The following is a 26,104-nucleotide window of genomic DNA, read 5'->3' as shown; positions in this document are numbered from 1 at the left end:
AAGAGTACCCATTATGTTTACAGGCATTGTAGAAAGTTTAGGAAAAGTCGAAAGTTTACAAAATGTAGGTGGTGATATCCGCTTGCGTATACAGACTGATCTTGATATGTCTGATGTTCACTTGGGTGATTCTATTGCGACTAATGGCATCTGCTTAACTGTTATTGCATGGGGCAATCAATGGTACGAAGCAGATGTGTCACTTGAAAGTATTCATCGTACAACTTTATCGAGTTGGAAGGTTGGGCAAACCGTCAATGTAGAAAAAGCGATGTTACCAACAACTCGCTTTGGTGGTCATATTGTTAGTGGACATGTAGATGTAGTTGGTGAAATTACGGTGCAACGTCAAGATGCACGTTCACTCTATTTTGAGGTAACGGCCCCGCCTGAAATTGCAAAATATTTAGCGGAGAAAGGTTCCATCACAGTTGATGGAATTAGTCTTACAATCAATCATCTACGTGGCAATGTGTTGAGTTTAAATCTTATTCCTCATACTGCAGAGCGGACCAATATTAGTACGTGGAAAGTCGGGACTAAAGTAAACTTAGAAGTCGATGTACTTGCACGATATATTGAACGTTTATTGCTTGGGGATAAGGCTGCTGAACATAAACCTGAGTCTAAATTAAGCATGGAATTTTTAGCACAGAATGGCTTTTTACGTTAAAAAATGATTAAAATAGAAAACAGCCTAAATTTTTAGGCTGTTTTTTTGTTTAAATAAATTAGGTATACAATCTATCTAAAGGAGAAAGCAACATGCTCAGAGAACTTCAGAATGATTGATTTTTTACTGCATTTAGAGCAGCTTTTACCTAGTTTATTAGAGCAATATGGCGTATGGATTTACGCAATTTTATTTTTAGTGATATTTGCGGAAAATGGTTCCGTTTTCATGTTTTTTTTACCTGGGGACAGTTTGCTCATCGCCATCGGTGCTTTATGTTCGACCACTGAGTTGATTCATTTGCACTATATGGGATTGTTATTATTTATCGCCTCAGTCCTTGGTTATATTCTCAATTTCTATACAGGGCGATGGCTTGGTATTAAATATTTTAGCGACCACTCACGTTGGTTAAAACCTGAGTATATTGCCAAAACGAATGCTTATTTCGAAAAACATGGTGGTAAGACCATTTTAATTGCGCGCTTTATCCCTTTTGTACGTTCTTTTGCTCCATTCGCTGCTGGCTCTGGATATATGAGCTATAGCAGTTTCATGTTTTACAATATTATTGGTGCTTGGATTTGGATCGCACTTTTACTAGGTATGGGGTATGGCATGGGAAATATATTCTCAGCCGTTTTAGATTTTTTTGCTTAAATTGATACTTCAAACCTGATAAAAAAAGCCCTCAGTGGGCTCTTTTAAATTTTATTAATGGTGAGTGATGTGCGATCAAACCAATTCTCTACCAACTCTTCATCTTGAATTAAAAAGTCGCCTCTTTTCGACTCATGTTTTAAATACACTAAAACCGATTGAAAATCTGCTCGACTAATCAATAGTTCTTGAGCACTGATCGTGACATGTTCGCCAGATTTCAAATGAGTGATTCGTTCAGAGATGTTGTTTAAAAGATCCATGGTGATACTTTCCTCATGTCTGTCAAATCGCAGAGAGCATTTAAATTACATTCATGGTGTGACAAATATGTTTCATTTTGATGACACTAAGCATCCACCGTTCGAGCCTCTAAGAAGGTAGAGATGTATTTTTTAAAATAAGTTCGATCTCTTCTTTTGCTGCTGCTTGAAGTTTTGATTTAAAGATTTGTACGGCATCTTCAATCATGGTTTCAGCTTCAAGCTCGAGACGTAAACGAATCGTATCTAAATCTTGATGAATTGATAAATGCGCAGGAGAGTTTCCTGAAAAGTCCCGATGGGGTGTAGTCACTTTTTGGTATTTTTCAGTATATTCATCAATTTCTGCATCAATCACTTGTCGTAACTGTACGAGCGAATCGGTTTGTTGTTGAAATTTAAGATATTCATCTTGTAGAAGCTTTTGATTATAAGCCTCTTGCAGTGCACGTTTTTCTGCTAATGATTTTTCTAAAGCCAATTGCTTACGAATACGAGCTTCTTCAATTAATCGTGCTTTTTCATCCGCATAAGCCTGTTCAACCTTTAATTGAGCCACTTGCTGGGCACGATTATCATGGTCTAGCCATTGCTCTGGTTGAGTTTGAGGTTCGAGTAAATCACTGATGCGATTAAGGTCGTCGATAAAAGCTTGGCGAACCGCTTCTGGCGCTTTCAACCAACGTTTTTTAAAATCTTGACCGACATTAATGGCCACCGTGATTCTCCTTTTTCCAATGACAACGCGCTAAAGTTTATGTGTTTGAGGTGAGATACCTAATTTTCGATAGGTTTTATATTTCTCTCGTCCAATTTCTTTGGCAGCTTCGTTGTTTTCAATAATTTCGATAATGTGACTGAAACGTGAAGGATCTTCAAGTGCATGAATGTGAAAATTAAACACGATCCATTCCTGAGTTTCAGGGAGCTTAGACGAAATACAAATAGCTGCTGATTGATCATCAATGCCATGTGTCAAAAAACTCTGCGGATCGAAACTCCAAAGTAAATCATCGAGTTCGTTTTGAATGCTCAATTCTGGACAATGAATCCATATTTTTGCAGGGTGACGCAGAATTTTTCGACATAAACGACAGGCACTTTGGACCTGTCGTTCTGGACTCTTTTCAAATAAGTAGAAGCTGATTCTAGACATTAATTTACGCGATTTGCGAGAAATTGAACCAATAATGGAACTGGGCGACCAGTTGCACCTTTTGCTGCGCCAGATGTCCAAGCTGTACCAGCAACATCTAAATGTGCCCAACGATATTCACGTGTGAAGCGTTGCAAGAAACAAGCAGCTGTAACAGCACCAGCTTTTGGACCACCAATATTGGCAATATCAGCAAATGGAGAGTCAAGCTGTTCTTGGTAGTCATCATAGACAGGCATACGCCATACACGGTCAAAGGATTGTTCACCAGCTTGAGAAAGTTCATGTGCCAGTTCATCATCTGGTGTGAACATACCTGTTAAAACAGAGCCTAAAGCAACAACACAAGCGCCTGTTAATGTTGCGATATCAATCACAAGTTCTGGGTTAAAGCGTTTGACATAGGTCAGCGTGTCACAGAGGACTAAGCGACCTTCGGCATCTGTATTTAGAATTTCAACAGTTTGACCACTCATCGTGGTGACGATATCACCTGGTCGAGTTGCATGACCTGATGGCATGTTCTCAGCCGCCGCAATTGCACCTACAACATGAATCGGAAGGCGAGCTTCACAGAGTGAGCGCATGGTTCCTAAAACTGAAGCTGCACCACCCATATCGTATTTCATTTCATCCATGCCTAAACCTGGTTTTAATGAAATACCACCCGTATCGAAAGTGATTCCTTTACCCACGAGGACGATAGGAGCTTGTTCAAGTTGACCTTGATATTCAAGAGTAATGATACGTCCAGGGCGATCTGAACCTTTGCTGACTGCAAGAAATGCATTCATGCCAAGATCAGCAATTTGCTGTTCATCTAGCACGGTTACTTTCAATAAATCTGGGAATTCTGCTGCCAATGCAATTGCATGATCCGCTAAATATTCAGGAAAACAAATATTTCCTGGACGATTTGCTAAATCACGTGCAACGTTTTGACCGCTTTCAATTGCTTGAATTAAGTTGAGTTGATTTGACGTTAGCGTAGAGTTTGATGCAATTAGATGAACTTGTTCGAGTATAAAGTCATTTTTTTTCGACTTAAACTCGTCAAAAGCATAAGCAGATTGAGTGAGTTTAAGTGCAAATAAGTAGTGTAATTCATTCGGCAAAGCTGAAATATCAACACTGATTTGTTTGAATTTTTTTTGTGAAGCTTTGATAATAGTTTGTGCAATTTTTGCTAATTTTGCAGCTTTAACTTCTTGTGCATTACCTAAGCCAAGTAGAATGCTATTCGGTTGATTATCAATTTGACCCAATAACGATAAAGACTCATTGAAACCTGCTTTGAATTGAGCTGCTTCAGTTAGGCTGTCTAAATTGTTGATTTGATAGTTGCTTTTAACTGCATGGGTGTTTTCAGAGTCGACTAAAATAACCAAATGTTGGCTTTCTGAAATTTGTGCCAATGATGTATTAATTGAAAGTTTCATATGCTTGTTGTGTGCCTATTGAGACCGTTTAAATCATTAAACCATTGAAACACTACCAATGATAGAATTTCAATGAGGTTTTATATTTTTAACATTCGGGTAAACTAGCGCTAGCCGATTTAACCTAATTTTGGAAGATTACTTTGATTATAAGACGTTACCTCGTCAAACAAGTGGTATCTACCTCTGTGGTGGTGATTTCATTGCTTACACTCATCATGTTGGGTGGGCGTTTGATCAAGTATTTTGGCGTGGCAGCTCAGGGTCGAATGGATGCGAGTATTTTATTTAGCATCATTGGCTACCGTCTTCCAGAATTTTTGACATTGATCTTACCTTTAGGTTTTTTCATTGGTCTCATGTTGGTGTTTGGCCGACTGTATGTAGATCATGAAATGGCGGTTCTCAATGGCAGTGGTGTTAGTCGTAATCAATTGGCTCGTTTATTGTTACCTCTCACAGCCATTTATTTGGCCATTCAAACAGTATTAATGGTATGGATGTCTCCATGGGGTATACGTGAATTTGAAAAGCTTACGACGACCCAAGCGGTTCGATCAGGCTTTGATTTGGTACGTCCAAAAGAGTTTATTTCCTCAGGTCCTTATACCATTTATGCTGGTGCACTTTCAGAAGATCGTAAAAACTTAAAAGAAATTTTCTTCTATCAGCGAGCAGATAAGCCTGAAAAACCTGACATCATGATTTTAGCGAAAGAAGCGACACGTGTTGAAATGGTCGGTGAAACAGCGAGTGTTGTTGATTTAACCCAAGGTCGCCGTTACGAAATTTATCAAGATAGTCCGAAATATAGTCATACTGAATTTGCTTCATATCGTTTGCGTCTTGAAAGTGATAAAGAGGCGAAATTTGAAAGTGGTGATGTAGAAGCGTTACCAATTTCGAAGTTAATTGAAACTCGTGAAGATCCTGTAGTAGCCAGTGAATTGGGCTGGAGAATATTTGTGCCATTTACATTGATTGTGGCATTGATGTTAGCAACGGCATTGTCTGAGGTTACTCCACGCCAAGGACGATATTTAAAATTATTTCCTGCACTCTTAATTTTTGCCAGTTTGATTGTGGCATTAATGGCGATTAAAACCAGAATTAGTAAAGATGAGATTGGTATTTGGGCTTATCCCGCTATCTTGATTGTTTATGCAGTGGGTGCAGCGATTTTCTCGCGTAAACAAAAACTAGCACCTAAGTTAAAAAAACGAATTGAGCAGGTGAAATCATAATGTTGGCACGTCGAATTGTCGCAAAACATGTGACGAAAACCACAGCGCTGGCGATGTTGGGTGCTACAGCGATTTTATCAGCCCTTCAAATTCTTTTTACCTATATGGGTGAATTAGGCAGCCTGAAAGAAGGATATGGAGCTTGGCAAGCGCTTATTCATGTTCTATGGGCTTCACCGCAATATTTATATGAAATTTTACCTATTTCAGCATTGATTGGTGCAGTGCTCGGTTTGGGTTCAATGGCTTCAAATAGTGAGCTGACTGTCATGCGCGCTTCAGGGATTAGCCTGTGGCGTATTGTGGGTTGGGTCATGCGCTCAGCAATGCTCTTGGTATTGCTTTCATTTTTACTCAGTGAATATGTTATTCCTTACACCAATGAGCGGGCGGAAAGTATTAAAGACCGTCGTTCTGTTGCTGAGCTTGGCGAAGTCAAAGGGTATTGGACTAGAGAAGGTCAACGATTTATTTATATTGACTATGCAAATGCGCAAGGGCAGTTACGTCAAGTTGAGATGATGGACTTTGATCAAGATTATCGTCTGAAGTCAGTCTTGACTGCGAATCAAGGTCAATTTGTACAAAATGGACAATGGTCTTTAATTGAAGCCAGTCAGATGGATATTTTTCCTGAAGGCTATTCGAGACTGATTCAAACTCCTCAGCAGGATGTTGCTTTAGCGCTTCAACCTAAATATGTTCATATGGTGACGATTGATCCTGAAGATTTAGCTCCAAGCCAATTGATCAGTTTTATGCGCTATATGGATGAATATAGTCAAGTTCCTAAAACGTATTTACTTGCATTCTGGCAAAAAGTGGCTTCGCCATTTGCATTGTTGGCACTCGTACTGATTGCTTGCTCTTTTATTTTTGGCCCTTTACGGCAACAGTCTATGGGTTTTCGTTTAGTGATTGCGTTATTTGTAGGGCTTGGTTTTTACTACCTACAAGACTTCTTAGGGTACGCGAGTTTGGTGTATTCACCATCTCCAGCTTGGTTTGTTTTTCTGCCAATTGTGCTTATCTTTGCGGTAGGTAGCTATTTGCTATATCGAGCGCGCTAGAGAATTTTTAAATTAAAAAATAGATGGTCTAGATCAATCAAAGCCATCGTGTTCAGATAGAGTCTTAATGAAAAATTCGTTAAGATACGTTGATTAATTTGTAAACAGAAAAGAGTGTATATCATGACGGATGCAACTGCTGGCAAAATCCCTCACGTTTTAGTCATTATGGATGGTGTGGGTCATCGTGAAGCGGTCGAAGATAATGCTTTTCTTGCAGCGAAAACACCTAATTTAACTGCAATGAAACAGAATCATCCACATGGTCTGATTTCAGGTTCAGGTGAAGATGTTGGTCTTCCAGATGGCCAAATGGGGAATTCAGAAGTTGGTCATATGAATCTTGGTGCTGGACGCGTGTTGTATCAAGATTTCACTCGTATTACCAAAGATATCCGTACTGGTGATTTCTATAAACATGAAGTATTGGTTGATGCTGTAGAAAAAGCAAAAGAAAATCAAAAAGCAGTACATATTTTTGGATTGTTGTCTGAAGGTGGTGTTCACTCTCATGAAGACCATATTGTTGCTATGGCAGAGTTGGCACTAAAAAGAGGTGCTCAAGTCTATTTACATGCTTTCTTAGATGGTCGTGATACTCCCCCAAAAAGTGCACAACCATCTTTAGAAAAATTAGATGCATTATTTGCCCAATATCCAGGTCAGGGTCGAATTGCAACGATGATCGGTCGTTATTTCGCAATGGATCGTGACAATCGTTGGGATCGTGTCGAACAAGCATATCGTTTATTAACAGAAGGTGAGGCTGTTCGCGTAGTTGAGTCTGCTGTGGAAGGTCTCGAACAAGCGTATGCTGCTGAAGAGTCAGATGAGTTTGTGAAAGCAACACGTATTGGGGATGTAGCCGCAGTACAAGATGGTGATGCTGTTGTTTTTATGAATTTCCGTGCAGATCGTGCTCGCGAATTGACAAAAGCATTTGTTGAACAAGGCTTCGATGGTTTCGAGCGTAAAGTTGTGCCTCAGCTTGCGAAATTTGTCATGTTAACGCGCTATCAAGCGACAATTGATGCGCCGGTGGCATATATGCCAGAACCGTTGGTCAATTCAATTGGTGAATACCTGTCTAATTTAGGTAAAACTCAATTACGTATCGCGGAAACTGAGAAATATGCCCATGTGACTTTCTTCTTCAGTGGTGGTCGTGAAGATGAGTATCCAGGTGAAAAACGTATTTTGATTCCATCACCAAATGTTGCAACCTATGATTTAAAACCAGAAATGAGTGCTTATGAAGTCACTGATGAGTTAGTGAATGCAATTAATTCAGGTGAATTTGACTTACTCGTTGTGAACTATGCAAACGGCGATATGGTTGGACATACAGGGGTATTCGATGCTGCCGTTAAAGCAGTAGAAGCAGTGGATGTCAGCTTAGGTCGTGTCTATGATGCAGTGATGGCGAAGAAAGGCCATATGTTGATCACTGCGGATCACGGTAATGTTGAACAAATGCAGGACTATGAAAGTGGTCAAGTCCATACTCAACATACAACTGAGCATGTGCCATTTATTTATGTAGGTCCAACTCAAGCAAAAATTGCAGAGGGTGGGGTGCTTGCAGACGTTGCACCGACATTATTGAATTTAATGCAGTTGCCTGTTCCTGCTGAAATGAAAGGTCGCAATTTAGTGACTTTAGTTTAAAAAATAAGAAGGAATTCAGTATGAATCCATTGTTATTCAAACTCATGTTAGGTCTAGCTTTAAGTTTGAATGGGGTTCATGCTTTCGCTGCTGGATCTAAGGGTCCAGCAGTTGATCCATTAGAAGAAGACTGGTCATCAAACAGTTCAGAAGTTCCGATTGAATCTATACAGCAGTTTGTTCAGATTTACGGTACAGTAAAAGAAAACTATGTCACTGAAGTCACTGACGATCAGTTATTTTTACAAGCGATCCAAGGTTTGGTGAGTGGGCTAGATCGTTACTCTCGCTATTTATCTCCAGAAGATTATCGCCAACTCCTCAAATATACCGAGGAGGATTTAGCGAGTATCGATTTTGATCTTAGCTTTGATACCTCACGAGGTTTATGGCAGATCGAAAATTTAGATCCCGATAGTGACTCGGCAAAATTAGGATTGGCCAACGGCGTTACACTTTACAAAATTGATGGACAAGAGCTTAGATTGTTAAACCAAGATCAAGTCAAAGACTTGCTCAGTGGCTCGATTGGATCAACCATCAGTTTACAAAGATCACCGAACTCATCTCCAATTATTTTAGTGAGAAATCAAAAACTAGATGTTGCCGATATACAAGCACATATGCTGAGTAATCAAGTTTTACTATTAAAGGTGAAAGTTTTTCAGCAAGATACTGCGAATGAAATAAAACGTTATATCGATGAGCATCATAGCCAACAACTCAAAGCTGTTTTAATAGATCTAAGAAATAATCCGGGTGGATTATTATCTTCTGCTGTGGAAACGGCAGATTTATTTTTAAATCAGGGTTTGATTGTATCTACACGTAGCCGTTCAGAAGGTGATCAACAATTCCAAGCTTTACCTGGACATGAATTTACAGGGCTTAAAGTCGGAGTATTGATTAATCAACGTTCGGCTTCTGCAGCAGAAGTATTTACGGCAGCAATGAAAGATCATCAACGCGCCGTAATCATTGGTGAAAAGAGTTATGGTAAAGGTGTTGTGCAAAAACTCTTTCCACTTGAAAATGGTGCGGCACTACAAATGACAGTATCTCATTACTTAACACCGAATGGTGTCGAGATTGATGGGCAAGGCATAGCCCCTAATATCGAATATCCTTGGCCGCAGGATATGAAGGAGGAGGTTTACCTCCAACACGCAGCCGATTTGTTGTTAAGAAGCCGTTAAATATCATCAATATCGGGGTGATGCTAAGTTATTCATCTTCAGTATCTAAACCAAATTTTTTTAAACGATATCGTAATGAGCGGAATGTCATTCCTAATTTTTTGGCGGCTAGGGTTCTGTTCCAATGCGTTGAGTTTAACGCATTAATTAAAACTTCTTTTTCTACTTTCTCAAGGTATTGTTCTAATCCCTCTTCGGGCAAACCTTTGGGTATTTGAGACGTTAAATCAGTAGTTGCTTCAATTTGACTATTTGGTTGTTGTGCTAAAGGTTGGGATGTTAAGCCTAATGAAGGGCTTTTAACATGCTCGACGGCTATGAGCTTATCATCGCAAAGTGTAAGTGCACGCTCGATGATATTTTTAAGTTCGCGTACATTCCCCGTAAATGGTTGTTGTTTAAGGAATTGTATCGCGTCTTGAGATAGTTGAGGGGCTTCAATACGCCATTCACTACTGATTTTATCAATAAAATGTTGAGCTAGAACGGGAATATCTTTGGGTCTATCGCGGAGTGGGGTAAGACGTAAATCCATCACATGAATTCTAAAAAATAGATCTTGTCTAAATTTGCCTTGCTGAACCAATTGCTCAAGATTTTGATGGCTTGCACTGACAATTCTAAAATCAACATCAAGCTCTTTATCACTGCCAATCGGACGTATTTTCTTTTCTTGAACTGCTCGTAGCAATTTAGCTTGCATGGCGAGTGAAAGCTCTGCAATTTCATCTAAAAATAATGTTCCACCATCAGCAGTTTGAATTAACCCTTGTTTGTCTTGGTCAGCACCCACAAAACTGCCTTTGATATGACCAAATAATTCACTTTCCATCAGGTCTTCATTCATCGCACCACAATTGATCGCGACAAAGGCATGATCATGACGATTACTGAGTTGATGAATAAGATTTGCAACGATTTCTTTACCAGTCCCTGATTCACCTGTAATAAAGACAGGTGCTTGTGATCGAGCTATTTTTTTGATTGCTGTACGAAGCTGTTGAGTTTGTTCTGAGACACCAATCAGCAGTTGTTCCTCAAGTGGAAGCTGATTGAGATCATCATCCACTGCAGGGGTATGTAATGCTTTCTTAAGCAATTGATGCAAATGTTGTTGATTAATGGGCTTACTGACGAAATCGAAAGCGCCTGCTTTTAAAGCGGAGATTGCCAACTCCATATTGGCATAGGCGGTCAGTACCGCGATGGGCGTCTTCGGATAGTGCTGGGTGACGTATTTAACTAAATCGATGCCATTGCCATCTGGTAAATTGAAATCGGTGATACACGCATCGTATTTATATTCGCTTAGAAAATGTAGCGCTTGTTTCAAATGATGTGCCATATGCGTTTTAATGCCCATCCGAGAAAGGGTCATTTGCATCAACATACATAAATCAGGTTCATCATCGACTAAAAGTACTAAAGGTTGTTGCTTTACCATAACCTGATCTTATCCATCTAAACGTCTGTCTTATGGCATGTAATACGAAAACATGCACCTTGCTGTTCTTGTTCGATATAACTCAATTTTGCTTGGTTAGCTTCACAAATACTTTGTGATAAATATAATCCTAAACCAGTTCCATTGGTTTCAGTACTAAAAAATGGTTGAAATAATTGAGATAAATCATGTTGTTGGATGCCTTTGCCAAAATCGATAACATCAATAAAAATTTGATTTTCTGAACAACTGCTTCTGACAAAAATGTACTCTGCGGTCGGATCATTATGACGAATAGCATTGCGAATTAAATTAATCAGAACTTGTCGCAGTTGGATTTCATCAAAATAAACTTCAATATTGGCTTCAAGCTGTAATTGGATATGAGAACTGATATCTGCTAAATCTTGTTGAATAAGATCATGCATAAACTGCTCAAAATGAATCAGTACACCGGCAGTTTTTTTATTCTTTGCCATATCCAATGTGTCTTTGATGATTTTATCAATACGTTTTGCTTGCTTAGCAATCATTTGATTGAGCATACGTTTTTGTTCTTCATCCGAATCATCATTAAGTTCATTGGCTTGTACGATTGCTGCTAAAGGATTACGTATTTCATGTGCAATACTGGCTGATAATTGACCAAGAGAAGCTAATTTCATTTGTTGAACTTTCTGATTAAGTTTTTGCGCATCTTCCAAAATTAATAGCGTGAGCGCTTGTTGAGGCGTAACCAGTTTTTGAACACGAATATCAACTGTATAGGATGATTGATGAGATTCAAACTGAAAGCGCTCTCCATGAGCAACCAATGTGTTTTTTAGAATTTCATAGAGATCTGGTTGGAAGTTGGCAAGATTATATTGTTCATGAGCGTACAGGGGCGAAATACCAAGTAAGGAATATGCAGCAGGATTGCAGACGATAATTTTACAGTGATCATCTAAGACCAGATAACCGACTTCGATTTGCTCAAGAATATAGCGATTAATATTTTGTAGTTTAAAGAGTTCATTGGCTTGATGTGTATTGACGGATTCGAGTACTTGAAACCGTTGTATCGATACTTGACCAATGCCATGAACCACAAAAAATAAAAAAGCAAGAAAGGCACTGTCACCAATATTATTTAGACTTTCAATGGAGAATAAACTGCCAAAAAACTGCTGATATACGACCCCAATCACCGCGACTAATGTGATGAATAAGGCTTGGTTTTTACTGAGTAAAAAGTTTGCTGCAAAGACGGAAATGACAAACAATAACCCAATTGCGATATTGGGACCACCGAGTGCAAAAGTAAGGGTATTTAGAAAGAGCAGGTCAACTGCAAATAAGGTGATAATTTGTTTAGAAATAGCTTGTGGTAAGTATTTTAAAACGATCGTTTGTACGATGCTACTTGCAACATAAAGGAGTAAAGCGTAAAAATAGATTGATTCATATTGATAAAAATAACGTTCAGAATCAATCGTCAGTAGGAATATGAGTGTTAAGCTTAAGGCGATAATGACACGATAACTTGAATATAGTGTTCCAAGACGGTAGATCGTTTGATAAATAGAAATTGAAGCAGCAGACGTCATTGGAATACTCAGATCAAATTAAGGCTTAATCAAACCATAACGAATTGCCAAATGCGTCAGTTTGACATCACTATCGATTCCTAATTTTTCAAATATACGATAGCGATAAGTATTCACTGTTTTTACGCTAACAAAAAGTTTGTCTGAAATTTCTTGGGCACTAATACAATTCACAACCATCATCGCGACTTGCATTTCACGTTCAGAAAGTGCATCAAAAGGAGAGGTTTGTGTATCAGATAAATAAGAACTCGCAAGCTGTTCAGCAATATCTGCACTGAAGTATTTACCACCTTGCATGACTTTATTAATTGCACGCACCATTTCTGTGATCGGAGCTCCCTTCGTGATATAACCACGAGCCCCGGCTTTTAACAGTAGTGATGGATAGGGTTCTTCCGCTAGACCACTGACGGCGAGAACTTTGGTGTCAGGCGCTGTTTGTAATAAACGGCGAGTGGTTTCTACGCCACCGATACCAGGCATGTTCACATCGAGCAAGACGACATTAGGGTGGTATTGACGAACAAGACTAATGGCTTCTTCACCGGACTCTGCTTGACCAATGACTTGAATATCTGCTTGATCTTCAAGCATACGACAAATACCTGTACGAACTAACTCATGGTCATCTACCACTAATACCGTGATCACAAACACCTCCTCTGAAATCTATTCTTACTTTTTTGTTACATGATGCAAAAATTGCTTGCATTGGACTAACAAAAATAGCAATGCTATTCCTAATCTTTACTAAAATACTGTGCATAATCACGTGGTTTAATATTAATCACGTTTGTACCTAAATGTAAGTCATATTTGAGGTGATTAGCAATGATGCAAAATGCCTCCGTAAGATGAGTAAGTTATCGTGAAAAAACAGAAATTAACGCTAATGCATGTGCTGACTACATCAGTACTACTCTCTATGAGCTCATTGAGCTTTGCAGAATTAATTAATCATGCTAATTCTGCACCGGGGCAGGCGAGCATCAGTTGGTCATCTGAAGATGCAAGCCAATTCTTAAATAATGATAGTCTCAAAGCTTCTACTTCCTCTTCAGAAGAGTATACACCTCAAGCAACAACCACGATTACAACAACAATTCGTAAATCTACAGGCCCTGCGACCTCAACATCACCAACCTCTCAGATTCTTGATAACAGTCGCTATAGTAATCAACCTTCTGTGAACGCGCGTGCAGCATTGGTCATGGATGCAAATACGGGTGAGGTCTTATTTAGTAAGAACACGAATACTGCTCTACCGATTGCGTCTGTTACAAAATTAATGACAGCTGTTGTGATCGCAGATGCACAATTAAATATGTCTGAAAATATTACGCTGCAAAGCATTGATTTTGCAGGTGCGGGTGGTAAAAACTCAAGCTCGACATTGCGTGTAGGTGACACAATGAATCGTGCTGAAGCCTTATTATTCGCTTTAATGAAATCTGAAAACCCTGCAGCTGCGGCTTTGGCTCGTACATATCCAGGAGGCCGTGCGGCTTTCGTCTCTGCTATGAATAATAAAGCACGTGCCTTAGGGATGCATTCATCTAAATTTACTGAGTCTACAGGTCTAGATCCTCGCAATGTTGCTTCTGCGCGGGACTTGGGCATCTTGGTGAGTACCGCATCACAGTACGGTCTTATTCGTCAATTTTCTACGACGCCAACCTATGATTTTAACCTCGGTTATCGTGTGTTGAAATCGAACAATACGAACTCTCTCGTTCGTAACGGTGGCTGGAATATTAACATTTCAAAGACGGGATTTATTAATGAGGCTGGGCGTTGTGTGGTGATGCATACGACTTTGAATAATCGCCCAGCTGTAGTTGTGCTTTTAGGAGCAAGCAATACTCAAGCTCGTAATGATGATGCTGTTCGCTTAATGCGTTGGACCAGTCAGTTACCACGTGCGATCTAGACCATAAATAAAAAACCCTGCAGATGCAGGGTTTTTTATGATGCAATCTTACATATTAGACAAAATTGAATCGCGTACTTGATCCATCGTTGCATCAATTGAAAGCATGACTGCATCAGAACACTGTTTGATAGCAGTATCAGGATCTTTAAGACCATTACCTGTTACAGTACAAACAATGACTGAACCTTCAGCAATTTTGCCCGCTTTAATATCGCGGATTGCACCACCAATCGAAGCTGCAGAAGCTGGCTCAACAAATACACCTTCATACATAGAAAGCAAACGTTGAGCTTCTAAGATTTCAGCATCTGTTAATTCATCAAACCAACCTTGAGAGTCACGTACTACCGCTTTCGCATGGTTCCAGCTTTGTGGGTTACCAATACGGATTGCTGTTGCAACAGTTTCAGGGTTTTGAACAGGTGCACCACGTAAGAATGGTGCTGCGCCAGAAGCTTGATAGCCAACCATCGTCGGTAAACCTTCAGGTTTAGGACCAGTGAATTGATCAGTTTCAGCATCGTAAATTACTTGCTCAAATTGATCCGCAGGTTGGTTTGCAACAGCTTCTGTATAACCCATCCAGTGTGCAGTGATGTTACCTGCGTTGCCTACTGGTAAGCAGTGATAGTCAGGTGCACGACCTAATTCATCAACGATTTCGTATGCAATCGTTTTTTGGCCTTGCAAACGGTAAGGGTTGATTGAGTTTACGATAGTTACAGGGGCTTGGTCAGCAACTTCTTTAACAAGGCGCATACCGTCATCGAAGTTACCACGAATTTGCATTGTGATCGCACCATACATCATTGCTTGAGCCATTTTACCCATTGCAATTTTGCCTTCTGGAATTAAAACGAATGCTTTAATACCAGCGCGAGCAGCATAAGCGGCAGCGGCAGCAGAGGTATTACCTGTAGATGCACAGATAATCGCTTTAGAGCCTTCTTCAACCGCTTTAGTGACTGCCATGGTCATACCACGGTCTTTAAATGAACCAGTCGGGTTTAAGCCTTCGTACTTCACATAAATTTCAACATTTTTGCCAATTAAACGTGGAATATTCGCAAGCTTAATCAGTGGTGTATTACCTTCGCCTAGGGAGATTGCACGAGTAGTTGCAGACACTGGTAAACGGTCGCGATAACGGTCAACTAAACCAGTGTAACGATTGGCATTAGACATGATGATGTTCCAATTGTGTGTAGAGCTGGAGAGGGCAGCAGTACCCTCTACCCGAGATGATTAATTATCAAGCGATTCTAAACGAATTCGTACAATTTCGCCATGGATGACGGGTAATGCTTGAATTTGTGAAAGCGCTTCATCCATTTTTGATTCAACAATAGGATCTGTCAGAATCACGATAGGAATAAGGTCTTTTAAGCGAGGTTGCTGCATAATGGCATCAATACTGATTCCTGCACGACTCAAGATCGTAGTAACTTCAGCAAGTACGCCTGTTTGATCTTCAGCATTAATACGGATGTAGTAACCCGTTGTCATTTCTTCACGACTTAGAATTGGTAAGTCTGTGAGTGCTTCAAATGCTAATTGTGGAATAGTTCCAGCACCGTCTTCAGTATAAGAAATGTCACGAACGATATCGACAACGTCAGCGACTACGGCAGAAGCAGTTGGACCAGCACCAGCACCAGCACCATAATATAAAGTTGGGCCGACTGCGTTCGCTTGTACGAGAACAGCATTTTTAACGCCGTTTACATTTGCGATCAACTGGTCATCTGGAATGAGCGTTGGGTGAACACGTAGTTCAATGCCTTTTTCTGCACGACGTGCAATACCTAAATGCTTAATACGGAAGCCAAGATCTTCGGCGTACTTCACATCTTGAGCAGTAACTTTGCCAATTCCTTCAGTAAAAACTTTATCAAATTGAAGTGGAATACCAAATGCACAAGATGCAAGAATGGTTAACTTGTGAGCAGCATCAATCCCTTCTACATCAAAGGTTGGATCTGCTTCAGCATAGCCAAGTTCTTGCGCTTCTTTCAAAACGTCCGCAAAAGCACGTCCTTTTTCACGCATTTCACTTAGGATAAAGTTGCCTGTACCATTAATGATACCTGCAAGCCACTCGATTTTATTGGCAGCTAAGCCTTCACGAATTACTTTGATAATTGGAATACCGCCAGCAACAGCTGCTTCATAGGCGATCTGTACAGCATTGTCTTCAGCAAGTTTAAATAATTCGTTACCATGTTCAGCTAAAAGCGCCTTATTGGCAGTGACAACTTGTTTGCCATGAACAATTGCTTCTTTGATGACTTCATAAGCAGGGTGAATACCACCCATGACTTCAACAACAACATCAACATCAGGTTGACGAACGATATCAAGAAGGTCGGCACTTTGTTTAACTGAGTCTGGAAGATTTAAATCTGGGCGAGGGCGACGAGTACCCACATAAGTAATTTGAATTTCACGACCGGTGCGACGTCTAATTTCAGCAGCGTTTTCTTGTAATAGTTTAAGGGCACCACCACCTACGGTTCCTAGACCGAGTATTGCCAGACGAACTGGTTTCACGTCACACTCCAAAAAATATGTAAAATTTTATTGAACCTAGATCATAGCTAAAAAAAGAGGCAGACTCTAGGGTCAATCGAGTTAAATATTGATGTATAAAAAGCAGTAATTTATCTCATAAATATTAGTTATTTAAGCTACGTAGTATTTCATCTGCTGTCATGTATCCACCAAGATAAACACCTTCTGAGCTGTAAATTGCAGGCGTTCCATTTACACCCATTTTTAAGCCCATTTGGTATTGATCTTTAACAGGATTTTCACAGTTGGTATTGTTTAATTGTTGACCTGAAATAGCTTGATCAAATGCAGTTTTACGATCTTTACTACACCAGACACTTTCCATTGCTGGGAAATACTGTTCTCCACGTGGCCACGCGATATAACGAACTTCAATTCCTTTAGAATTGATTTCATCCATATGTTCATGCAATTTATGGCAGTAAGGGCAGCTGATATCTGTAAAAACGTAAACGATATGTTTGGTTTTAGATTTAGCTGGATAAATAATGAGATCTTCAGCTTTTAACTGGCTTAGTAATCCTTTACTCAATGCCGACTGGAAGGATTGTCCAATATCTTCAACTTTTTTATTACCTAAACGTAGTAAATCACCTTGGAAAATATATTGACCATCTGCAGTAGTGTATACCGCAGTCATACCCTCTAAATTGACCCAGTAAAGATTTGGTACTTCGGTTGGTTTAATGTCTATAATTTTGGCATTGATATTTGCGGTTTTAAAATTTTTCTCTAACTTTTGAATCAAGCGTTGTTGCGCATTTCGCTCAGTTAAATTTGATGCTTGGCCGGTTGCTGGAGCAGTTGCCGTTAAAGTACCATCTGATTTTTGTGTGTCTTCAGACTTGGAGCATGCATACATAAAAAGCGTCGTTGCAAGGGTAGAAACGAATAAAATTTTCGAACGGGTAAATAACATAAACAACCCTTTTAAAGTTTTCAGCATTATTTTTACTGCGCTAAGCATAACAAAAAATATTCTCAAATCCTAAATTATAGCTCAGTGCTACAAAATTCAGATCGATGACTTAGCCACGGGGATGATGCTGAGCATGAAGTTGTTGCATGCGAATTTGTGCAACATGCGTATAAATTTGGGTTGTCGATAAATCACTATGCCCTAAGAGCATTTGTACCACTCGGAGATCTGCACCATGATTGAGCAGGTGAGTTGCAAAAGCATGTCTTAATGTATGGGGGGATAGCTCTGTAGCTATACCTGCTTGGAGGGCATAACGTTTGATGGCATACCAAAAGTTTTGACGGCTCATAATCCCGCCATGTTGGGTCAGAAATAAGTAATCTGTAGCACTTTTATAGAGTTGTGGACGAGCTTCTGCTAAATATTTTTCAATCCATTCCACAGCAATTTGCCCCAAAGGAACTAAACGTTCTTTATTTCCCTTGCCCAAGATTCGCAAAAAACCCTGATTGAGATTGATGTGATCTATTCTTAAATTAATCAGTTCGCTCACGCGTAAACCACAAGCATAAAGGACTTCAAACATCGTGCGATCACGCAAGCCTAACGCTGTGTTTGTATCTGGTGCTTGAATGAGTGATTCAACATCTTGCTCAGATAAATCTTTAGGTAACGCTCGTCCTAACTTGGGTGTTTTATGTGCGGCTATAGGATTATCTGTTCTTAAATTTTGCTCTCTTAAAAATTTATAGAAAGACCGAAGTGCCGATAAAGTGCGAGCAATTGATCGAGGACTTTTCCCTTGTTTGGTGAGCTCAATCAGTACATCAGAAATATCATCATGTGACCATAAGGTCATGGGGCTGGTTAAAAGAGTACTGCATTGGACTAAATCTGTGAGATAGGCATTTCGGGTGTGTGGGCTAACAGACTGAGCGATTAAATAATCTCGAAATCCGTGTAAGAACGAAAGTTGTTCTGGAATTTGAATGGGTGCAGGAACTCGAGGTTTCTTATTAATCATAGGGATATTCGATTGGGAAATTCGATTGATTTAATTGAGATTATCTAATGTAGTGTAATTTTCTATGCATGTCGATGTGTTATAAGAAGATGCGAATCATTCTTGATGAGAGTGCGGTAATAATTCTCATTTGTATGTATACTGTTCAAAATTTTTTAGGGTTAGGTACGGTGCGTTTATCTGATTTGAAAGTCAAACAATCTGCCATCATTACGCAAGTGCATCGCACTGTAGATGGTACTTCTACAGATATGGTGGCAAGTCGTTTAGAAACGCTAGGATTTGTTTCCGGAACTAAAGTACAAGTCATTACGAAAGGACTGTTTGGCGGCGATCCAATTCTCATTCAAGTGGGTTTTACTCGCTTTGCCTTAAGAAAAAATGAAGCACAAAAAATTGAAATAGAAGGAGTGTCGGCATGAGCGATGCGTTGCGTGTTGCCCTTGTTGGTAATCCTAACTGTGGTAAAACTTCATTATTCAATCATTTGACTGGAACACGCCAAAAAGTAGGTAACTATGCAGGTGTAACCGTTGAGCGAAAAATTGGTCACTTCACGCTAAACTCAGGTAAAGCGGTTCGTGTTTTAGACTTGCCAGGAACGTATAGTTTAGACGCAACTAGTCCAGATGAAGAAATCACCCGTGATGTTGTTTATGGGAAAATTGCGGAAGAAGGTCATCAAGATGCATTTTTATGCGTTGTTGATGCAACCAATCTGAAGTTGCACCTTGGTTTAGTTTTGGAGTTGATCCAATTGGGTCGTCCAATGCTACTCGTACTTAACATGATGGATGAAGCTCGTCGTCGTGGAATGCAAATAAATACCCAAAAGCTTTCTGAGCGCTTAGGCATTCCAGTTGTAGAAACGGTTGCTGTGCGTCGCTCAGGTATTGAAAACCTGATGAATGCGCTAGATCATGGCAAATATGCTGTTCCTCAAACTGAGCTGACAGGTTTGAAAGGATCTGATCACGACAAAGTTGAAGCGATTGTCAAAGATGCCGTTCAATTTGTTGAATTTGATGATAAACGTTCAGTTTTTCTCGATAAAATCTTTCTGCACCCAGTACTTGGTCTATTCAGCTTAGCGGTGATGATGTTCATCATTTTCCAAGCAGTTTTTGCTTGGGCGGCACCCTTCATGGATGGTATTGAGACGTTCTTTGGCTGGTTGGGTGAAGTCGTTGGTGAGAATATTGCACATCCATTACTCAATAGTTTAGTGGTTGATGGAATTATCGCGGGTGCAGGTGGTGTAGTTGTCTTTTTGCCTCAGATTCTCATCTTATTCTTCTTTATCTTGGTGCTTGAAGAATCAGGTTATTTACCCCGAGCGGCATTCTTACTTGATAAGTTGATGTATAAAGCAGGTCTTTCGGGACGTGCATTTATTCCATTACTGTCGAGTTTTGCGTGTGCAATTCCTGGAATCATGGCATCACGGACTATTAGTGATCCAAGAGACCGTTTGACCACGATCTTTGTTGCGCCATTGATGACTTGTTCAGCTCGTTTACCCGTCTATGCGTTGTTGATTGCAGCTTTTGTGCCTTCTCAAACGGTTTGGGGACTATTTAACCTTCAAGGTTTAGTGCTGTTCGGTCTATATATGGCAGGGATTGTGAGTGCACTGATCGTATCGTTTGTGTTGAAGTTTTTCCAAAAAGATAAATCTCAACATATGTTATTGATGGAACTTCCAAGCTATCGTTTTCCAGATTTGAAAAACGTGTGGATTGGCTTGCTTGATCGAGCAAAAATCTTTTTGAAGCGAGTCGGTGGAATCATCTTTGCGCTTTCTATTTTATTATGGTTCTTGTGCACATTCCCACAACCACCAGAGGGTGCAACATTACCTGCGATTGATTATTCATTTGCGGGGATGTTAGGTCATTTGATGCAACCAATCTTTGCGCCATTAGGCTTTAATTGGCAGATTTGTATTGCCTTAATTCCAGCCATGGCTGCGCGTGAAGTTGTCGTTGCTGCTTTAGGCACGGTGTATGCTTTGTCTGCTGTTGATGAGGATGCGATGTCGGAAGGCTTGGCATCACTGATTAGTAGTGGTGGGGATTTGGGCTGGTCTTTAGCAACAGGATTATCACTTTTGGTCTGGTTCATTTATGCACCACATTGTTTGGCGACATTAGCGACAGTGAGACGCGAAACAGGTTCTTGGAAGACGGTTGGCTTTATGACCGTCTATTTATTTGGTTTAGCGTACTTTATGTCGTTCTTGACCTATCAAGTCGCGACCAGCGTGTTAGTTTAAATCTGAAGAGTTGAGGAGACTGAGATGATTGAAATTCTAATTATTACGGCATTGGTCCTTTGGAGTGCATTGGTCGTATTCAAAAAGGTTTTTCCACAGACGTCAAATTCAGTCTTTATGAAACTGTCAGATGCTACGGAAAGAAAAGGGTGGAAGGCACTATCAAAGTGGCTTAAACCCAAAATGACTGCTGGATGTGGCGGAAATTGCGCTTGTCCTGTTTCAAACAAGGAAACACCCAAGTTAAACCCTCAAGCTGTGAAATGGAAGTAGTTTACTTCAATAAAAAAACCGCCTAAATTGGCGGTTTTTTTACGCATGGACACAAAATAATGTCAAGATTATGAAATCAAAAAAAGCATTCAAAGCAGCAAAGTGCTAACATTTCGGCAGTTTCTAATTAGACTAAAATATGGGGCAGAAATGTTAATACAGCGTGGTGGATTAAAAGTTGTCGCAGGACTCGGAATTTCGGGTGTTGCTGCGGTAAATTTTCTACATGAAAAAGGCTATCACGTTGCAGTAACAGATTCGAGGACCTCTCCACCTGGACATGATCAAATTCCACCTGAAGTCCAAACTAGCTTTGGGAAATTTGACGAAGAAATGTTGTTGTCTGCTGAGGAAATTATTATCAGTCCAGGGCTTGATCTTAAACTGCCAGTGATTCAAACAGCACTTGCACAAGGCATTCCTGTTGTCAGTGAAATTCAAATTTTACGACGTGCGACTGAAAAGCCTATTGTTGCAATAACAGGTTCTAATGCAAAAAGTACAGTGACCACCTTGATCGGCTTAATGGCGAAATATGCAGGCAAAAAAGTCGCTGTAGGGGGGAATTTAGGACGTCCAGCCTTAGATTTAACCAAAGATGATCCAGAGCTATATATCTTAGAACTATCCAGTTTCCAATTAGAAACTACATCGAACTTAAATGCTGAAGTTGCTGTCGTCTTAAATATGAGCGAAGACCATCTCGATCGTCATGGCGATATGATGGGATATCACACTGCCAAACATCGTATTTTTCAAGGTGTCAAGAAAGTGGTCTTCAATCGGGATGACTCTTTGACACGTCCTTTAGTGCCTGATGCAACGCCAATACAGAGTTTTGGGCTCAATGCACCAGATATGAATCAGTATGGTGTACTCAGAGATACTGATGGCACGATGTGGTTAGCAAGGGGGCGTGAACGTTTATTGAAAAGTTCTGAGATGTATATTCAAGGGACACACAATGTCGCAAATGCACTTGCGTGTTTAGCTTTAGGTGAAGCGATAGGTCTACCATTAGAGGTCATGCTGGAAACTTTGAAAACCTTCAAGGGGTTGGAACATCGCTGCGAATTTGTCAAAGAAGTGCAAGGTGTTCGTTATTATAACGACTCAAAAGGTACAAATATTGGGGCAACCTTAGCAGCATTAGACGGCTTAGGTGCGGCGATCGCAGGACAGAAAGCTAAAGTTGCCATCATTTTAGGTGGTCAAGGTAAAGGGCAAGATTTTACTGCTTTAAGAAAATCATTAACGGAATTTGCAAAACTCGCGGTACTCATTGGTGAAGATGCGCCAGTGATTGAACAAGCAATTCAAGGCACAACCACAATTCTTCACGCTACATCATTAGAAGAAGCAGTAAAATTATGTCAAGCAAATACACAGCAACATGATGTGGTATTGCTTTCGCCGGCATGTGCAAGTTTTGATATGTTTACTGGCTATCCACAACGCGGACATCAATTTGTTGCTTGTGTGAATGCGCTGCACGAAGAACAATAAGGACGAAGATATGGCTGAGTCAGCTCAGACAACGATTGATAAAGTGAATAAAATTTACCAACGTTGGTTACCACGTATTCCAAGTGAAATTACATCAAGGAATGTTCTAATTTTTTGTGTGATTGCACTGCTCTGTATTGGAACGGTGATGGTTGGTTCAGCTTCTATGCCTTACGCAGAAAGATTGCATGAAAATCCATTCCACTATGTCATCCGCCATGCCATATCCATCGTGGTTGCGTTTGTCGCAGCAATTTTGGTTTATCGTGTTTCGTTAAATACCTGGTTTAATAACACATTTCCGTTATGGATGATGACTATGGCATTGCTTGTCGCGGTGTTATTAGTCGGTTCGGAAGTGAACGGTTCGACGCGTTGGATTCGAATCGCAGGATTTACCTTTCAGCCTACTGAAGCTGCGAAAGTGATGATGGCTATTTTTACTGCAGATTATGTTGTCCGTCGGGCAGAAGAAGTGCGGAATAATGTGAAAGGGCTGGCACGATTAGCAACAGTAATGCTATGTACAGTTGGTTTGATTATTGCTGAACCTGACTTAGGTGCAACGGTAGTGGTTGCCTTAACGATGTTAGGGGTGTTCTTTCTTGCAGGTGCGCCACTAATCCAGTTTGGTATTGCATTGGGTGCCATTATCATGGCATTTGTAGTGCTGGTTGTGTTCGAGCCTTATCGTTTCGAGCGTTTAATGTCTTTTACCAATCCATGGGCAGATCCTTTAGGTTCTGGTTATCAGCTTTCAAATGCGCTTATGGCCTTTGGACGTGGTGAATGGTTAGGGGTAGGCTTAGGCCATAGTATTCAAAAAATGTCTTATCTCCCTGAGGCGCATACGGACTTTATGTTGGCTATTTTGGCAGAAGAGTTCGGTTTCATGGGCATTACGGTTGTTCTCGCACTGTCATTTCTTATGGTGGGTGCGTGTATTCGAATTGGGCATCGTGCCATTCAACATCAATTCTTGAGAGCGGGTTATTTGGCTTACGGGATTAGCATTATTTTTGTTCTGCAAATTATGGTAAATGCTGGCATGAATATGGGGCTGCTCCCAACAAAAGGTTTAACTTTACCATTTATTAGTTATGGTGGTTCATCTCTGATTATGTGTGCTGTCATGGTCAGTTTAATGCTGAAAATTGAAGCAACAACCCAAGAAAAGAATCAGGCTAAGGAAGTATCTAGCTTTTAAAATACACGATTGTATCTTAAGCATTCAAATCTGATGATGGTGGAGTACTATTTTGCTGCAACACCATCGTTGGCATATGTGTGCCACAGTTTAAACAGGTGACTTGACCAGATTTGGGTTTTGATAGTGGAATCAATGGAATAAAAAATAAAGAAAAATAATTGCGTTGTTGTTTAATTTCATAATTGCTATATGTACGACAGACTGGGCATAGAAATTGCCCCTTTTCCGTTTTGATGGTTTTAGGTCCTACCCCAAAAATAAAAAACATAATGAACTCCTGATTAATCTATCTAAATGGAATTCAAAAACATTTTCAGCTGAATAACAAGCATGATTCTGTATGGACACTATTCAAAAACACCTTGTATGGTGGTGCCAACTGGAATTTTCTTACGATCCCATTGTTGAATTGCCTGTAGAAGCATGCGATTTGGTTGATCTAGATCAACTGGATCTTGTCCTAATGCGTGAATAGCTTTGTTCAAGAGTTGGGGGGCTTGGGTGAGATCAAGTGCTACAGCTAAATTTTGCTTAGAAAGCTTTGTACCATCTTTATTCATTGCTAGGGGCAAATGCATATACTGAAGTTCAGGGTAGCCCAATAATCGCCCTAACCAAATTTGTCGTTCAGTGTTATCCAGCAAATCAGCACCACGCACAACATGAGTCATTCCTTGTAGATAATCATCCACAACCACGGCGAGCTGATAATTAATAATACCGTCGCGACGTTTAAGAACAAAATCTCCTAATTCATTGGTCAAATTAGAGCAATGCTGACCTTGTAAAAGATCCTCAAAACAAATCAACTCGTCTGATGTTTTAACCCGAATGGCTTGTTGATCGTGTGGTAGTTTTAAATCGCGGCAAGTACCGCTATAGATATGATTAGAGCCTAAGATTTTGCGTGTACATTGGCAGGCATAGGTGAGGTCACGTTGCTGAAGATCATTTAAGACAGATTCATAGATGTTTAAACGGTCTTTTTGAAAGATAATTTCGTCATCAAACTCGAAACCGAAAGCTTCAATACATGACAAGATATGTTCTTCACTACCAGGATATATGCGAGGGATGTCTGTATCTTCAATTCGTACAACCCATTTGCCTGCATGAGATCTTGCTTCACAATAGCTTGCAACAGCTGTAATGAGTGATCCAAAATGAAGAGGGCCGGTTGGCGATGGCGCAAACCGACCCACATAAGCCATCCTGTTGTCCCCCTCCTTTATCAAAGGAGGGGTTAGGGAAGGATTATTAAATAACATGATTAACCGTTATTTTGTTTCTCTTTAATTTCAGCTAAAGTTTTGCAATCAATGCAAAGCGTCGCTGTTGGACGAGCCTCTAAACGACGTAAGCCAATTTCGATCCCACAGGTTTCACAGAAACCATAGTCATCATTTTTGATTGCTTCGATAGATTGTTCAATTTTGCGAATTAACTTGCGTTCACGGTCACGAGTACGAAGCTCAATCGCAAACTCTTCTTCTTGCGTTGCACGGTCATTTACATCAGGCAATGCAGTATTTTCATCTTGCATTGTATTTAATGTTCGATCCACTTCTGACATTAACTCGTCTTTCCATGCCAATAAAATTTGACGGAAATGCTCAAGTTGACCTTCAGACATGTATTCTTCATTTTTTTTCGGCTGATAAGGCTCGATGCCAAATAGACTCGCTGTAGTACCGCCTTCGGAAGTCTTTGGCTTGGTCTTACGCACGCGTTTTACTTTTTCAGCAACTACGTTGTTTTCTTCCAAGACTTGATTTTGGTTGTCATTCGCCATAAAGGGCATTCCTCATCATATGCGTGTTTGCGTACGCAAAAAATATGGTGATATGCAAGTGTTTTTATCGCTTCCGATAGATTGTTGCTATCGGGGGCGTCATCATATAGATTTTTTATCAAAGATGAAAGCTATGAATATCTGTTTTGGACTGTTCAGATTCCATTCGGACAGATAACTTAATCCAAAACAC

25 protein-coding genes and 2 pseudogenes are annotated in these 26,104 nt (G+C 40.1%); 12 read left to right on the top strand and 15 right to left on the bottom strand.

The annotated features are described in order from the left end of the window. The first annotated feature begins 13 nt into the window (after positions 1–13). On the top strand, positions 14–673 hold the full coding sequence (locus tag AC1M9N_RS07735; protein ID WP_092767353.1) for a riboflavin synthase: 660 nt from the start codon (positions 14–16) through the stop codon (positions 671–673). 111 nt (positions 674–784) lie between these two features. Then, positions 785–1,333 carry a VTT domain-containing protein gene (locus tag AC1M9N_RS07730; protein ID WP_180028159.1) on the top strand — a complete coding sequence of 183 codons (549 nt, stop codon included), beginning with the start codon at positions 785–787 and terminating at the stop codon, positions 1,331–1,333. Between the two features lie 44 nt (positions 1,334–1,377). Here the strand turns inward: AC1M9N_RS07730 and AC1M9N_RS07725 are convergent, their stop codons facing one another. From AC1M9N_RS07725 to AC1M9N_RS07710, 4 genes are all read right to left on the bottom strand, one after another. After that, the gene (locus AC1M9N_RS07725; RefSeq protein WP_481954542.1) at positions 1,378–1,596 is read right to left on the bottom strand and encodes a hypothetical protein; all 219 of its coding nucleotides are present in this window, start codon (positions 1,594–1,596) and stop codon (positions 1,378–1,380) included. Between the two features lie 109 nt (positions 1,597–1,705). Continuing rightward, positions 1,706–2,314, bottom strand: a complete 609-nt coding sequence (blhA, locus tag AC1M9N_RS07720; protein WP_481591495.1) for a cell division protein BlhA — start codon at positions 2,312–2,314, stop codon at positions 1,706–1,708. A 30-nt stretch (positions 2,315–2,344) separates the two neighbouring features. Then, the gene (locus AC1M9N_RS07715) at positions 2,345–2,752 is read right to left on the bottom strand and encodes a DNA polymerase III subunit chi (RefSeq protein ID WP_481586716.1); all 408 of its coding nucleotides are present in this window, start codon (positions 2,750–2,752) and stop codon (positions 2,345–2,347) included. Further along, a complete protein-coding gene (locus AC1M9N_RS07710; protein ID WP_481591494.1) occupies positions 2,752–4,191 on the bottom strand; it encodes a leucyl aminopeptidase in 1,440 nt (479 codons plus the stop codon). The genes AC1M9N_RS07715 and AC1M9N_RS07710 overlap by 1 nt, the downstream gene beginning before the upstream one ends. 143 nt (positions 4,192–4,334) lie before the next feature. On the opposite strand from AC1M9N_RS07710, the gene lptF reads away from it, so the two are divergent. The 4 genes from lptF to AC1M9N_RS07690 all read left to right on the top strand — a co-directional run bounded on the left by lptF (position 4,335) and on the right by AC1M9N_RS07690 (position 9,369). Continuing rightward, complete coding sequence (gene lptF / locus AC1M9N_RS07705) at positions 4,335–5,435, top strand: LPS export ABC transporter permease LptF (RefSeq protein ID WP_035263893.1); 1,101 nt, start codon at positions 4,335–4,337, stop codon at positions 5,433–5,435. Continuing rightward, on the top strand, positions 5,435–6,505 hold the full coding sequence (lptG, locus tag AC1M9N_RS07700) for an LPS export ABC transporter permease LptG (protein ID WP_481591492.1): 1,071 nt from the start codon (positions 5,435–5,437) through the stop codon (positions 6,503–6,505). The genes lptF and lptG overlap by 1 nt, the downstream gene beginning before the upstream one ends. Before the next feature lie 123 nt (positions 6,506–6,628). After that, positions 6,629–8,173: a 2,3-bisphosphoglycerate-independent phosphoglycerate mutase gene (gene gpmI / locus AC1M9N_RS07695; protein ID WP_481613086.1), complete on the top strand. Its 1,545-nt coding sequence runs from the start codon at positions 6,629–6,631 to the stop codon at positions 8,171–8,173. A 20-nt stretch (positions 8,174–8,193) separates the two neighbouring features. After that, positions 8,194–9,369 (top strand): S41 family peptidase, encoded by a 1,176-nt coding sequence (locus tag AC1M9N_RS07690; protein WP_228143113.1) that lies wholly within the window; start codon positions 8,194–8,196, stop codon positions 9,367–9,369. 28 nt (positions 9,370–9,397) lie between these two features. Here AC1M9N_RS07690 and AC1M9N_RS07685 read toward each other — a convergent pair. The 4 genes and pseudogenes from AC1M9N_RS07685 to gacA form a co-directional block, all read right to left on the bottom strand. After that, positions 9,398–9,577: pseudogene (locus AC1M9N_RS07685) on the bottom strand (helix-turn-helix domain-containing protein); the annotation flags it as partial. A gap of 107 nt (positions 9,578–9,684) precedes the next feature. After that, a pseudogene (locus AC1M9N_RS07680) lies at positions 9,685–10,813 on the bottom strand (sigma-54-dependent transcriptional regulator); the annotation flags it as partial. 17 nt (positions 10,814–10,830) lie between these two features. Then, positions 10,831–12,402, bottom strand: coding sequence for a sensor histidine kinase (locus AC1M9N_RS07675; RefSeq protein ID WP_481589176.1), 1,572 nt, complete (start codon positions 12,400–12,402; stop codon positions 10,831–10,833). Between the two features lie 18 nt (positions 12,403–12,420). Further along, positions 12,421–13,056 carry a response regulator transcription factor GacA gene (gene gacA / locus AC1M9N_RS07670; RefSeq protein ID WP_481954541.1) on the bottom strand — a complete coding sequence of 212 codons (636 nt, stop codon included), beginning with the start codon at positions 13,054–13,056 and terminating at the stop codon, positions 12,421–12,423. A gap of 217 nt (positions 13,057–13,273) precedes the next feature. Between gacA and AC1M9N_RS07665 the strand changes: the two genes are divergently transcribed. After that, positions 13,274–14,335, top strand: coding sequence for a serine hydrolase (locus tag AC1M9N_RS07665; RefSeq protein WP_143047408.1), 1,062 nt, complete (start codon positions 13,274–13,276; stop codon positions 14,333–14,335). 48 nt (positions 14,336–14,383) lie between these two features. Here AC1M9N_RS07665 and thrC read toward each other — a convergent pair whose 3' ends face one another. The 4 genes from thrC to xerD all read right to left on the bottom strand — a co-directional run bounded on the left by thrC (position 14,384) and on the right by xerD (position 18,855). Next, positions 14,384–15,523: a threonine synthase gene (gene thrC, locus AC1M9N_RS07660; protein ID WP_092767330.1), complete on the bottom strand. Its 1,140-nt coding sequence runs from the start codon at positions 15,521–15,523 to the stop codon at positions 14,384–14,386. Between the two features lie 60 nt (positions 15,524–15,583). Continuing rightward, positions 15,584–16,888: a homoserine dehydrogenase gene (locus tag AC1M9N_RS07655; protein ID WP_035263907.1), complete on the bottom strand. Its 1,305-nt coding sequence runs from the start codon at positions 16,886–16,888 to the stop codon at positions 15,584–15,586. Positions 16,889–17,012: 124 nt separating this feature from the next. Then, entirely contained in the window at positions 17,013–17,828 is an 816-nt protein-coding gene (locus AC1M9N_RS07650) for a DsbC family protein (RefSeq protein ID WP_481954540.1), read from the bottom strand. Between the two features lie 109 nt (positions 17,829–17,937). Further along, positions 17,938–18,855 (bottom strand): site-specific tyrosine recombinase XerD, encoded by a 918-nt coding sequence (gene xerD / locus AC1M9N_RS07645; protein WP_092767326.1) that lies wholly within the window; start codon positions 18,853–18,855, stop codon positions 17,938–17,940. A 170-nt stretch (positions 18,856–19,025) separates the two neighbouring features. Between xerD and AC1M9N_RS07640 the strand changes: the two genes are divergently transcribed. The 5 genes from AC1M9N_RS07640 (at position 19,026) to ftsW (ending at position 24,116) form a co-directional block, all read left to right on the top strand. Next, positions 19,026–19,277 carry a FeoA family protein gene (locus AC1M9N_RS07640; protein ID WP_092767423.1) on the top strand — a complete coding sequence of 84 codons (252 nt, stop codon included), beginning with the start codon at positions 19,026–19,028 and terminating at the stop codon, positions 19,275–19,277. After that, positions 19,274–21,130: a ferrous iron transport protein B gene (gene feoB / locus AC1M9N_RS07635; RefSeq protein WP_481954539.1), complete on the top strand. Its 1,857-nt coding sequence runs from the start codon at positions 19,274–19,276 to the stop codon at positions 21,128–21,130. Before AC1M9N_RS07640 ends, feoB begins: the two co-directional genes overlap by 4 nt. A gap of 24 nt (positions 21,131–21,154) precedes the next feature. After that, positions 21,155–21,403 carry a DUF6587 family protein gene (locus AC1M9N_RS07630; protein WP_481954538.1) on the top strand — a complete coding sequence of 83 codons (249 nt, stop codon included), beginning with the start codon at positions 21,155–21,157 and terminating at the stop codon, positions 21,401–21,403. Between the two features lie 150 nt (positions 21,404–21,553). Then, positions 21,554–22,909 carry a UDP-N-acetylmuramoyl-L-alanine--D-glutamate ligase gene (gene murD / locus AC1M9N_RS07625; RefSeq protein ID WP_481954537.1) on the top strand — a complete coding sequence of 452 codons (1,356 nt, stop codon included), beginning with the start codon at positions 21,554–21,556 and terminating at the stop codon, positions 22,907–22,909. Between the two features lie 10 nt (positions 22,910–22,919). After that, the gene (ftsW, locus tag AC1M9N_RS07620) at positions 22,920–24,116 is read left to right on the top strand and encodes a putative lipid II flippase FtsW (RefSeq protein WP_035263915.1); all 1,197 of its coding nucleotides are present in this window, start codon (positions 22,920–22,922) and stop codon (positions 24,114–24,116) included. A gap of 16 nt (positions 24,117–24,132) precedes the next feature. Here the strand turns inward: ftsW and AC1M9N_RS07615 are convergent, their stop codons facing one another. From AC1M9N_RS07615 to dksA, 3 genes are all read right to left on the bottom strand, one after another. Then, on the bottom strand, positions 24,133–24,387 hold the full coding sequence (locus AC1M9N_RS07615) for a zinc-ribbon domain-containing protein (RefSeq protein WP_035263916.1): 255 nt from the start codon (positions 24,385–24,387) through the stop codon (positions 24,133–24,135). 79 nt (positions 24,388–24,466) lie between these two features. Further along, entirely contained in the window at positions 24,467–25,330 is an 864-nt protein-coding gene (gluQRS, locus tag AC1M9N_RS07610; RefSeq protein ID WP_481594777.1) for a tRNA glutamyl-Q(34) synthetase GluQRS, read from the bottom strand. Between the two features lie 59 nt (positions 25,331–25,389). Further along, positions 25,390–25,911 (bottom strand): RNA polymerase-binding protein DksA, encoded by a 522-nt coding sequence (gene dksA, locus AC1M9N_RS07605; protein WP_035263919.1) that lies wholly within the window; start codon positions 25,909–25,911, stop codon positions 25,390–25,392. Positions 25,912–26,104 lie beyond the last annotated feature (193 nt).

This window comes from Acinetobacter sp. ANC_7655 (genome assembly GCF_056784015.1).
Note: the sequence above shows the minus strand (reverse complement) of the source record. Positions and strands in the feature narration are given on the sequence as shown.